At 59.5% G+C, this 12325-nt stretch carries 8 protein-coding genes; 3 read left to right on the forward strand and 5 right to left on the reverse strand.

The annotated features are described in order from the left end of the window. Positions 1-136 precede the first annotated feature (136 nt). Entirely contained in the window at positions 137-4942 is a 4806-nt protein-coding gene (locus ACX80V_RS07895; protein WP_485842668.1) for a DEAD/DEAH box helicase, read from the reverse strand. 246 nt (positions 4943-5188) lie between these two features. Then, positions 5189-5413, reverse strand: a complete 225-nt coding sequence (locus ACX80V_RS07900; RefSeq protein ID WP_485842669.1) for a hypothetical protein — start codon at positions 5411-5413, stop codon at positions 5189-5191. Between the two features lie 22 nt (positions 5414-5435). On the opposite strand from ACX80V_RS07900, the gene ACX80V_RS07905 reads away from it, so the two are divergent. Both ACX80V_RS07905 and ACX80V_RS07910 read left to right on the forward strand, forming a co-directional pair. After that, complete coding sequence (locus ACX80V_RS07905) at positions 5436-5909, forward strand: hypothetical protein (protein WP_485842670.1); 474 nt, start codon at positions 5436-5438, stop codon at positions 5907-5909. Between the two features lie 338 nt (positions 5910-6247). Continuing rightward, positions 6248-6994 (forward strand): GIY-YIG nuclease family protein, encoded by a 747-nt coding sequence (locus ACX80V_RS07910; protein WP_485842671.1) that lies wholly within the window; start codon positions 6248-6250, stop codon positions 6992-6994. Here ACX80V_RS07910 and ACX80V_RS07915 read toward each other — a convergent pair. Continuing rightward, positions 6980-7213 carry a hypothetical protein gene (locus tag ACX80V_RS07915; protein ID WP_485842672.1) on the reverse strand — a complete coding sequence of 78 codons (234 nt, stop codon included), beginning with the start codon at positions 7211-7213 and terminating at the stop codon, positions 6980-6982. The two genes, ACX80V_RS07910 and ACX80V_RS07915, sit on opposite strands and share 15 nt — an antisense overlap. 399 nt (positions 7214-7612) lie before the next feature. Between ACX80V_RS07915 and ACX80V_RS21825 the strand changes: the two genes are divergently transcribed. Beyond that, positions 7613-7825 carry a DUF8548 family protein gene (locus ACX80V_RS21825; RefSeq protein WP_498049670.1) on the forward strand — a complete coding sequence of 71 codons (213 nt, stop codon included), beginning with the start codon at positions 7613-7615 and terminating at the stop codon, positions 7823-7825. Between the two features lie 480 nt (positions 7826-8305). On the opposite strand, the gene ACX80V_RS07920 is transcribed toward ACX80V_RS21825, so the two are convergent. Together ACX80V_RS07920 and ACX80V_RS07925 are read right to left on the reverse strand one after the other, a co-directional pair. After that, complete coding sequence (locus tag ACX80V_RS07920; protein ID WP_485842673.1) at positions 8306-10741, reverse strand: hypothetical protein; 2436 nt, start codon at positions 10739-10741, stop codon at positions 8306-8308. A gap of 377 nt (positions 10742-11118) precedes the next feature. After that, positions 11119-12267 (reverse strand): hypothetical protein, encoded by a 1149-nt coding sequence (locus tag ACX80V_RS07925; protein WP_485842674.1) that lies wholly within the window; start codon positions 12265-12267, stop codon positions 11119-11121. Positions 12268-12325 lie beyond the last annotated feature (58 nt).

A 12325-nucleotide genomic window follows, 5' to 3' on the forward strand; every position in this document is an offset into this window, starting at 1 on the left:
ACGCAGGAGGCTCAGCGGCTTCGAGAGGGCAGTGTCCCCTGTCCCGGCGGCCGGTGATGCTCCGGGCCGTCAGGATCGCCTCGGACAGGAGCGCTTGGTCGAGGGAGCGGGAGCCCCATTCAGGAGCTGAGCTGAGCTAGTCGAGTCCGAGCTCCGGCAGGGCATCCACGATGCGGTTGGTTTCTAGGCTCAGCGTCACTATCCTGCCGATGAGGTCGAGGATGTAGCGGGGCTGAGCGTGTTCACGCGACCAGTCATTCGGGTCGTTGACGATCCCGGAGGCCTTATCGGTCTTGACCTGGTATCGCTCGATGATCCAGTCCAGCGCGGAGCGGGACCCGAGCATGTACCGCTGGGCGTCGGCAGGGACGCCTTCCAGGGTGATTTGGCCGTTGTAGATGATGCGGGTCTTGTCCCAGGCCCCGGCCTTACCGGCGTACTTCATCTTCTTTACCGCGTAGCGGGCATAATCGTCCTGCTCGACGGCCAGTCCAGTGCTCACCTCTGTGAGCGGATAGGGCTCCAGCGCCTCGTAGCCAATATGAAGGTCAGAGAGTGCCTTCCCCGCCTCGACGAAGGCACGGAACCTGTCGGCACCGGGAACTTCGGGGATACGCGGCAGCATCTTTTTCAGGTCCGCGGCGAACCGTGTCCGGTACTCGGGGGAGTGGAGGAGCCCGTAGACATAGTGGAAGATGTCGTCCTTGCTGACGTCAGGACCGTAAGCGGAGCGGTAGTCGGCCAGTGCGGTGTCTGTTATGTTATCGACCCGCTGCAGTCCTTCGGCATTCACGTCAAGCGTTTCGAACAATGTTCCAGCGGGCGGCGCCACATATCTGTACCGAGGGAAGAATTGTCCAGTATCCAGCAAGTGCAGATCAGGAATTCCGTCGACCATGATGGCCTCAAACGTCGGGTAGTGAGAGGCTGGCGACGTGATGTAGAAGCCGAGATTTTTCGCGGACGGGCTGGGGAAAAGCTCCGGGATACTCCTGGGGCGCTCGATGATGTTCCGCTCAAGGAGTGCCCACTGCTTGTTGAATGGGCGGTAGGTGGCGATTCGAACGTCCGGGGTTCGGAGGTCAAGGAGAAGTCCGTTCGCCAGACGTTTCTTGAGGTTCACGCTCCAGCTGATCGTCGCTGAGTTGAGCTGTGCGTGATCCGTGACTCCGTTGGCCACCAGTTCGTTGAAACTGCTGGCCATGGCTTCGATGTTCCCGGTCAGATGTTTCTGGTCCGATCCGTAGATCCAAACATCCCTGTTGGTAGTCAGCCCTAGCGAGGTCTGTTCGAAAATGGTGGTCCCGTTTTGGTTGCCGCGGGCGGTTCGCGCCAACGCCGCGAATTCTTCGAACTGATCAGTCCGCTGGTTGATCCAGTCTCCGTTAGAGTTTGGGATGATCTGCGTCCATGGGATGTTGTGGATTTCGGACTCGTTCACGATGGCAAGCTTTTCATTCCGGTCCAGGAAGTCCCCGATGTCCCTATAGTGGAGCCGACTCTCCGTAACTGCGCCAGGCCGCTTAACGAGCATTAGTACGGCGACGGTTGCCCGGCTTCCGGAGTCGAATATTTTGCCACCCTCTTTGCGGCTCTCCTCGCCAGCGGTGCGTTGGTTACCTCGCAAGTTGTAAACATAGATTTCGTGGAACTCGTCGAGAAGCGCTTTGCGTAGCCCATCAGCCGAGTTCGAGTCGATGTAGCCACCGTTTGAGACGAAGCAAACCACGCCCCCGTGTTCTGACTTGAGGATCCGGTCAGAGGCCCATCTGATGGAGCGGACGTAGGAGTCGTAAAGAGACCTTGGGCTCGCTCCGGAGGAGCGGCGGACGTAGCTGGAGCGAATGGACTCGTCGAGCGTTGTGTACTTGAAGTTAGCGTTGTCGTCGTTTTCGCTGGTTTGGCCGACCGAGTAGGGCGGGTTTCCGATGATGACCCGGATGTCGAGGGCGTTTTGGGCCACGACGCGGGCGTTGTTGGAGGTGAAGACGAAGTCGTCCAGGGTGTCGCCGTCTTCGGTCATCTGGAACGTGTCCGTCAGGACGATCCCGTCGAACGGCAGATACGGCACCTCGCCGGCGTCCTGGCCGGCGGCTGCAGCCTCCTCTTCGAGGAGCCCGTGCAGGGTCGCTTCGATGTTGATCGCGGCAATGTAGTAGGCCATCAGCAGGAGCTCGTTGGCGTGCAGCTCCTGCGTGTACTTCCTCAACAGGTCCGCCGGCTTGATCCGGCCCGACTGAAGCAGCCGCACGATGAACGTGCCAGTGCCCGTGAACGGGTCTAGGACGTGCACGCCCTCGTCGCTAATGGAGGCGCCGAAGTCTTTGGCCAACACGTCGTCGACGGCGCGGATGATGAAGTCGACGACCTCCACCGGTGTGTAGACGATGCCCAGAGACTCAGCAGTCCGAGGGAAGGCGAGTTTGAAGAACTTCTCGTACAGCTCGGTTACGATCTTCTGCTTGCCTTCGGCGTTCGTGATGCCTTCGGCCCGGACCCGGACTGAGCGGTAGAAGGATTCGAGGCTGGCGACCTCGGAGTCCAGATTGTACTTCTCCAGGATGTCGACCATTGAGTCCATGACCTGAGAGACCGGGTTGTTGGCCGCGAAAGAGTAGCCCTCGAACAGTGCCTCGAACACGGGTTTGGTGATCAGGTGCTGGGAGAGCATGTCGATGGCGTCGGACTCGGTGATGGAGTCGTTCAGGTTCCCGCGCAAGCCCTGCAGGAAGACCGTGAACTCTTCCCGGGGCCGGACGTCCTCGCCGTCCAGGATGGTCCGGATCCGCAGCACGTGCCGGTCGGCGATTTCTTTGACGTCCTTGGCCCAGGATTCCCAGTAGCGGCGGTCCCCGACCTTCTTGACCATCCGGGCGAAGATAGCATTCCGCCATTGGTCAGCACCGGCCATGTGAAACAGGGCCTCAGTGCCGGCAGTCTTCTGGCTATCGCCCGGTCCGACAAGGTCGTCACCAAACGGGTCCGAGACTGTGATGACGTCGATCTTGTCGTTGACGTTCCGGTTCAGCTCGAGCTTGTTGATCATCGCGTCGAAGCGGTCATCGTGCGCCCGGAGCGCCTGCAGGACATCCCAGACGACCTTGTACTTCTTGTTGTCGTTCAGGGCCGTCTCCGGGTCCTGGCTGGCCGGCACGGCGATCGGCAGAATGATGTAGCCGTACTCTTTGCCTTCGGCTTTGCGCATTACCCGGCCCACGGACTGGACAACGTCGACCTGGGAGTTGCGCGGGTTCAGGAACAGGACGGCGTCCAGGGACGGCACATCCACACCTTCGGAGAGGCAGCGGGCGTTGGAGAGGATCCGGCAGTTGTCTTCACCGGCGTCCTCGGCCTTGAGCCAGTCCAGTTTCGCGGAACGTTCCAGGACGTTGAAGGTGCCATCAACGTGGTCCGCTTCCAGCTTCAGCGCCGGCACCTCCGACTCGCCTTGGTTGACGAGCAGCTGCCGGCCGACGAGCTCGAAGTCGGCGGCGAGCTTCTTGGATTCCTTGATGTTCCGGGCGAAGGCAACGGCCCGGCGCATCGGGGAGCTGTCGGTGATCTCCAGCCGCTCTCCGTTGACCCCGCGTTTGGATAGTCCGTTCCAGCAGCCGACGATCCGTGCGGCGTCGTCCAGGTTCAGATCACCGTTCTCCTCGAACAGGCCCTGGAAGGACTGGCTGACCGCTTCTTCGTTGACGGCGAGGACGAGGACCTTGTAGTCGGCGAGGTGGCCCATCTCCACGGCCTTGCCGAACCCGAGGTGATGGAATTCCGGCCCGTAGACGGCCACGTCATCCATGGAATAGACCGTGACGTCGTCCTGGGCGGCTTTGGCCCTGGACTCCTGAACGTAGATCCGCGGAGTAGCCGTCATGTAGAGCCGTTTGCCGGACTCGATGTAGGTGTTGTCGTGAACCCGGACGAAAGCAGAATCGTCGTGGCTGGCTTCGGTGATACCCGTGGTGCGGTGGGCCTCGTCGCAGACGATCAGGTCGAATTCCGGGAGGCCGTCCTTTTGGGCCTGGGCGATCACGTCAATCGACTGGTACGTGGAGAACACCACCGTGATGGCTTCCTGGCCGGTGCTGATCCTGGCCCGGTTCAGGAGCTTGACCGGATCTGTGGTGGCCGGGAACGCAAGATCGTGGACGCTTACATCCTCATGCTCGCGCCGTCCTACCTTGGTGTCCGAGCAAACGGCAAGGGGCCGCAAAGGGACGGTCGCCTGAGCGGTCCATTCATTCAGGGTCTGCTGCAGCAGGGCGATGGATGGCACCAGGAACAAGACCGAGCCGCCAACGGGCACGAGCTCCTCGACAATCTTCAGGGACGTGTACGTCTTTCCGGTGCCGCACGCCATGATCAGCCGGCCACGGTCGCTGACTTCGAAACCGCCGGCGACATCATCAATGGCCTGGCGCTGATACTTGCGGGGCTCCTTCTGCCCGAACTGGCGCATCTGCTCCGGTGCGTCAACGCTGAACTCTGACCAGTCGATCGTGGAGTCTGCCAGGTCCGCGAACCGCAGCCGGGTCATCGGCTTCGACTGTCCCTCCAGCGCTTCCTCGGCATGCTTGGACCATTTGTCGGTGGTGGAGACCACCATCCCGTAAGAGAAGTCCGTCTTACCGACGGCGGTGAAGAACGAGTCGATCTGCTTCTTGTCCAGCGTCCTGGCGGGGTCGTAGAACTTGCACTGGATCCCGGTCAGCTCGCCGGTGTAGCGGTCCCGGGCGACCAGGTCGATGCCCGTATCGACGTGCCCGTCCCGCTCCGGCCAGTCGTTCCACAGCCAGACATCGGAGAACTGGTCAGCATACTTGGGCTCCAACTCCAGGTACCGCTTCATGAGACGTTCGAACTTGGTCCCTTTGTCATGCTGGTCGGTGGCCGAAAAATACAGCCTGTCAAGAACGTCTTCGAAGCTAGCGGAACCCATGAACGTATCTTGCCTTATGCGCGCGAAGGCGGAGCAATTAAGTCCGATGAAAGTGGTGAATCACCTATGGCGCCAGGCTTGCGCTGACCGGTGGGTCGCGGCACGGGCACTAGCTGAGGAGGGCGACGGCGCGGGCGATCACCAGCGCCGGCAGCACAAACCCGCCGGCCGCTTCGAGTCCCATGAGCATTTTGGCCCCGCTGGAGAGCGGCAAGTGTCGGTGGGGCCGAATGCTGTGTCGTCCAGCTAAGCTGGCAACGACTTTTCAACCGGAGGCAATGACATGGGCGTTTCAGCCAGCTTTGGAGCGATGCCTCCCCGATGCCTTGCCTTCGTGGTGCTGTTGATCGCGGCGATGACGTCCTGCTCTACGGCCCCTACGTCCGCCCCCGGTTCGTCGGCGGTGGGACCGGCCAGGGACTCCGCGACTCCCACGACGGAAACGACCGGCGCCGGGAACGGCTTGGTCACGGCATTGCATGCGCGTTGTGATGTGGGAAACAAAGTCCTGCAATATCTGGCTAGTGGGGACAATGGTGGCGACCCGCAGCTTGATGTCTTGCTGTCCAAGTATGTCGGTGTCGGTCTGCCACAGGCCCGTGCCATTGCAGACCAGCAGATCCAACAGTGTGATGCCCACCTGTCCGAGCAGGAGGCGGCCCAGACATCGGCCGCTGCAGCTTCCCGTGCGGCGTCATCGCAGGCTGCCAAGGCAACGACGGAGGCGGCAGACGCAGCTAAGGACAAAGCAGCCGTCCAAGCCACACAATCGAGTTCTTGTGCCGCCATTGGCGGCCAGGTAGACACCAATTTAGGCTGGTGCGCTTCCACAGTGAAGGGCAACCCGAGCGGTAAGCCGGGTTCTGACTGCTCATACGCCAGCGTGGCGTTCAACCCTGACGGCACCCTGGCCAGCTGGTCATCTTCCACTACGAGAGATTTCTACCCAGGCTGCTTCCAACTCTGATCCGACGCAAGCGACTGGGCCGGATGTTCCTCGCGCGATCTGGTGGGGGCGCTTCGTTCGGCACGATCATCTTCTTGCCCCACACCCAGGCGAACGTCTGCAACGTACTGGCATCCATCGACCATTGGGTGCTGGGAATACCGGCGGGGCAGCCTTGGGGGTCGCCCGTACCGGGAAGCGCCTTGCCCATCCGGCACCAAGGCCTGCACTGGCTGACCCGGGCCGTCGGCGTTCCGCCGGGAATCGATTGCGTCCGCCCTTAGACTCCGGTTATGTACACACGGGAAATGCCGGTCGATGAATGGACACCTTTGCGTCAGATGCGCCCGAAGCGTCAGATGCCTCAGCCCGCACCGGCGGTCGAGCACTTCGGGGAGCGGCTGCGGCAAAGCAAGTATGGCCACCGTCTGACCCGGGAGATGTACGCAGTACCGAACAAGAAACCGTCCGCGGTGAGGCCGCGCGAGGACGTAGGCGAGGCATTCTGGGCATCGCAGGCCTGGGCCTATGAGGATGAGGCCCACACCATCCTCTCGGATGAGTTCTGCAGTCAGCAGCATGACAACGCCCTGGAGAACTTCGACCTGAACATGGCCTTCTTCGCCCAGATTCCAGCCGACGCCTTCGAGGACGCCCTGACCGAGCTGCTGGTCAAGAACAAGTCGCTGCGGGAGGTCACCGACCTGAAGACCCTCGACTGGGAAGAAGGCGCCTACGTGATGGTGCTGGACGGCTACCGGCAGGCGTACATCGGACAGGCCGTGGACATGCGGGCGCGCATCAGAAGGCACTGGACCACCAGCAAGCAGTTCGACCGGCTGCTGTGGGGCCACAAGCACGAGTCAGTGCTGTCGGTCGATTCTTTCCGGGCCTTGGACACGACCAGGATCTTTGCCGCTAAGACCATTGACGCCGACCGGCTCGAGCGAAGGCTGGTGAAGAACTTCCCGCCGGACTTCCTGCTCAACCGCATCGAAGGCGGTGTGCTCACTGCCGTACGCGGGACGTTCATCGCCACTGAGATCAAACGCCGCCAGCTCGTAACCGACCCTGGGGTGGCCCCGGATGTGTCAGGCGGTTCGTGAAGGAAGCGTCACCCTGTCCCGGCGGCCGGTGATGTCGCGGGCGGTCAGGATCGCCTCGGATACGGCACGGGCAGCTTTACCCGGCAGGTCCTCGGATGTGAAGCCGGCCAGCTGACGCAGCCCGCGGTTCAGCCGCCTCGCTTCCTCACTGCCAGGTGAAGTCTTCTGTCGTGCCTCGGTCAGCAAATCCTGGGCGGGGACCGGTTCGTGGAGTGCCATTCAGGAACGGGGCTTCAGCAGCTCACCGCGGTTCACTTCCGCCAGGAGCTGTGCGGTGGAGTAAAAGCGGAGAACTTCACCGCCGCTGTGGGAAGTGTGGTCCAGAACCCAGCTTCGGTGGCCGCGTCGGTACGCCAAGACTTCATGGCCGTGCTCATCCCTGTATCGGAGTTGCTCACCGATGGCGGGGAGAACTATGGCCGGTGCGGGGGCGGCGCGTGACTGACGGGCCACATCCCGTTAGGACCTTCTGGCACGGATCCGACGCGTCGGCGTCGGAGGCCTACTTGAGGGAGGGAAAACTCCAGCCCGTCCCCGCCGACCTCAGGATCCTCAAGGAAGCGGGTCCAGGGGGCTTCCGCTTTCCCATGTTCAGAATCCTAGCGACCGTACATCTGGATGACCGCGGGCGATGATGACCACGTTAAGCCGGACCGCCATGTCCTGAGGTGGCTGCGGGAGGTGCTGGGACGCACGGTCTTGGTTCTGGAGGCGCGCGGATTGTTAGTCGAAGCCGCGGGCATACTGTCGGTAACTCCTTGGGTCCTCGACCATGCAATCTGGAAACTAATGTCGAAGAAAGGGCGTCGCAGGCCGCAGAGGGAAATGTGATCGGGAATCAGGCCTCATTTGCTAACCCGGCTACCCGGAGTGGCACTTCGAAGATATGGCGTCGGATTCCAAAGAACTCATCCAGACCGACTGTGTTCCGGGAAATCCCGGCAAGATGCAACCGCCGAATAAGCGCCCAATCCTCCACTGTGATCACCCACCCAATCGTTTGGAAAAGGTGGCTCAGTTTTCAACCCGTCACAATGGCTCAATTTTCGACCGTCACCGACATTACCGCCGAATTGAGATTTCGTGACTTTCGCCTAGGGACACGACATTCAGGTAGTTCTTTAGCGCATGGGCGGAAACCCTTGTCAACATCGAGCCGTACTGGATGGACGCGAAGGGCGGACTAGGCCCGCATGCCGCGCCCATCCTCGGTCAATACTTGGCCGTGCATACAACTTCCTGATGGTGCGCGTAACGACCCGCTGTCACTTTGCGACCGCTGGCGCTGTCAGTCTACGCACGCGAACTGCACTAGCGTGGAGCTCTCGTCGACGCAGTGACCTCGACAGCTTCATACCCAGCATAAAGTTTGGCGTAGATAGGAGTGGATGTATCCATGCGCCAAAGGGCTGTAGTCAAGGCTTCATACAAGAGTCCCCGCTTCTTGGCTGGTATCAATTGACCTGACGTCTTCATGAATGAAGCCATTTTCTCCAAGTCTTTATTGAGTGTTTCATCTCTGTGCCTGTTGTCGCGGTCGAGAGCCCGCAACGCTATGATGCAACATTCTGCGATGGCCGCAGAAAGTCGTTCATCTTTGAGGGCTTCCTTCAGAAATTGGGCACCTGTGTGGAAGCCGCTCATCGCATTCTCGAAGGCCTTGACGTATTTGTGATCCTTGAAATGGGCTTCTCCCCAACGGGCCCAGCCGTCAGTCAAAGCCGTCACCGCTGCAACGCGCTCGAACCCCGTTGAAGTTTCAACAAGATTCTCTAGGAGAATCTGCCCGCCCAAGAAGTCGCCAGTCCAAATTCGGACTCGGCCAAGAAGGGCCGCTGTGTCGTAACACGGTGCGAGGGCATAGGCCTTTTCTGCATGTGGGAGTGCCAAGATGGCGTTGTGCAACTTTCGCCCAAACACTATCGCGAGTTGGAAACTGGCGATGGCAGTAGCGGAATCTGCTGTCGCATACGTGAGCGCGACCTGATAGTCGGCAACGGCTGACTCTAACCGCCCAAATCTGCTGTGGACATCGCCTGAAACTCTGTGAACCTCAGAGAAATCCGGGTTGAAACTGCGTGCCCTTTCGATGATTTCCGTAACTTGGTCCAAACTGCGTCCTGACGCTGCTAACTTCGTGGCGCTGCGGAGAAGGTAGATCGTGGGTCTATCCTCCGGTGTTCGCTCATGAATGTTACGTGGGTCGACGGCACTGCTTACCATCCTCTTTGACTCCAAGAGCTGCAGATATTCACGCTCGCGCCTAAGGACTTCGGCTATGAACGTACCCGTGTGGTCTGGTCTCTTCAGAAAGGACCTGGCCGTTGGCGTGAGCGCGAGGCTGCTGCCGGCTTGCCCAACCGCCATGGATTCAACGGCAACAAGTGATCCTCGGGTTAGTTCCTGCGTCACGGTCCGAAGCTCATCGATTGAAAGGTCCGTCAAGACTGCAAACTCGTCGAAGCCAATTCGGCGGTCTAGCGCACGCAGTACAGTCAGAACTGCCTTTGAGTCCTCGCGCAGACTCTCGTAAACATTTTGGACGCAAAAGTTGAGAAGTTCGCGTTGATTTCGGAGAACGTCGGCAGGAACTTGCCCCGACTCGCTGGCCAAGACGTACCATCGGATAGCTAAAGGACTGGACCGGAGCTCACTAACTATCGTCTCGGCAGCTTCCTGGGCGAGACTCGCCAGACGTTTTTGCCGACGCGAGGACGCGAATTTGCGTAACAGGAGGACGGCCTCATTGACGCCAAGGGGAGACAGCGGATAGCGGCGTTCCAATTGGCCGATACCGATTCGACTCGTAAATAGGAATCGCACGGTATCAGGCAGTTCATCATGCAAGTGGACGATTTCGTCGCCATTTGCTGACTCAAGATTGTCTATGATGATGAGGCAGTCGATTCCTAGGAGCGCTTCAGCGAGCTCGGAAATGCTTCCTGAAAAATCGGTCGTGAGGCCCCGACCCAACACCCCGATTGTCTCGTCAATGCCTCGTATAGCATCGCGAAGTTCCTCAACGCCCGAGGCCGTCAGCTTTTCCGTCTTGAGAGAGACCCAAAGAATGGCTTCGTAGGGATTGTCATCGCTATCGACTAGCTTGTAGGCCACATCCAAGGCCAGTGCTGTCTTCCCGATACCACCTTCCCCAGTGACGGTGATGATCCGGTTACGACGTTGCCGGAGTGCGCCTAGAAGCCAGGACGATTCGTCGCGGCGGCCAATGAATGAGGTTTCATCGTAATCGGCGGCGGGGAGGTTATGGACGATGCGCTCGTCGCCGGGGACGGTACCTTCGAAATACGGCTCCCAGCTACTGTCCTGCCGTAATCTCCCCAGAATAGTCTGTGTTTGTGTCCAGAAGGCTCCACTGAATGGCGACAGAAGGGTCACTGTCTTAGCTGGGTCGTCAGCATTAAGAGGCCGTCCGTGCATGACTCGGTGTCGGATCGGAACTAGCTGGGACACGCTGGCGGCAGCTGATGACAGCTCTGCAGCCAAGTTTGTAGGAATTGATCCTTTGTTCCTCAGCAGAACGTCATAACCTGCTTGGAGGTCCAGGTAGTGAATGACGCTAACTTCGTTCCCGTTTTCGTCGGCTGCTTGTTTTAGCCGCGCATTGGACAGTTCGGTTGCGTTCAATAGATCAGATTCATCGATGTGATCAAGCAGGTGCCCTTCAATAGCTAGGCGCATGTCCTGCTCGAAAGCATCGATCAATACATATAGCCGCGCTCTGCTCATCCGGACGTCATCTGATTGCCTGTCGCGAGATCCTCTTAGCTTATGCATGTCGCCGTTGTCCCCTCGTAGACTCGAATCCGATCTATCCCTGCACTCAAAACAAACCCTATAGGTGCATTTGTTTCCGGCACCGCAATTGGTGCACTTTGGATTCGACGGCGATGCAGACCCCGGGTTTGAGCATGAAGCTGCCATTAGGGTTCCGTATGGGAATGTTTCCTAAGGGATAACGCTGATAGCCTGGCGGGCCGCAATCCGCTGCTGCCAAGGCCTCTTCAGGTACACGTCATGGTTGCACTACCCCCGAGGGCGTATGTCCCACAGGCATGCGAACTTGCAAACGCGAACAAGATACCTCTCGGATTGCCCGGGCGCGGCTACTGCCACATAGGGTGGAGCGGGCGCTTTTGCTTGAGGTCTTGGACGAATCGGTCCTTTGTTATATTCCACACAATTTCCAAGACCCTGGCTTCTTTGTACGTGGAGCGGGCGCGCTCGTCCGTGAAGGCATGTGTGTATGGGCCGTCACGCTCAGGTACGTAGTCGAGTGCGAATGTGTGGTCTTCGTGATATTCGACGTTGAAGTATTTCCGGAAGCATGAAATGACCTGATTGGACCTGTCAGACGGGGCTGGATGCGTTCCATGTTCTGGGTCCACCCAATGCTCGTCACCGGTAGTTAGCAAGTACAGGGCGCGGCGGTGGACATCAAGACATGCGAGAGCGAAAAGTGCACTACCCAGAGTGAGATCCGGCTCGACGGCGTCGAGGTGGGCTGCCGATAGGACAGTCATGATGGTGGCTTGGGAATCTGCGAAGTACTCCTCGCTCCCTATAGGATTTACACCTTCGGGTGGCTTAGCCGGGGTCCAATGGCCGTGCCCGTACTCATGCCCGATGATCCACCGCTCCGCCATCCCAATAGTGAGCCCGAGCACGGGAAGCTGCTCCTCTGGCACAGTTTCGTTCGCAGTAGCCCTCGGGTAGCCGCCGAAGAAGTAGGCCTCTAGGGTGTGATAGAGACGGTCGACGGCTGCAGGATGATTAACGAGCCGATTTCGTATCGTGTCGAAGTTCCAGGAAACATGTAACGTGGCCTTAACCCCGGGCACGGTGTTCCGTTCAGGGCGGACGGCTTCCACGACAACCTTCGCGCATTGGTATACGAAGTCCACAAGTCCGCTGTTCAGCACGACTATGTTGTAGTCCCCGACTTCAAGGCGTTCAGAAAAGGCGTTCACTTCGGGGTTGTGAGCGGTTCCAAGGAGGAAGCGCTTACAATCACTGCCCAGTAGCTCATACGCCAGCTCTATGGAAGCGGCTTGATGCGCCAGGAATGCTAAGTAGCCGGGGTCCTCCCGGGGTCCAGGTGCAACGCGACGGATGAGGGTCTGGCCATACGCGATCCGTCTGGTCTCCAAGTCCGGGTCATAAGTCCAAATGCCGCGCTTCACTCGGCCCGTCCCGGCAGGGTCCGGAACGGTCTTTGTCAACTTACGATGCAGTTCGAGGGCACGATCAGTCACCGGCGGACTTTGCGATAATGACGTGTACTGCTGTTCCTGAGCGGCGCGCAGTGCCTCT

It is taken from the genome of Pseudarthrobacter arbutini (assembly GCF_054510915.1).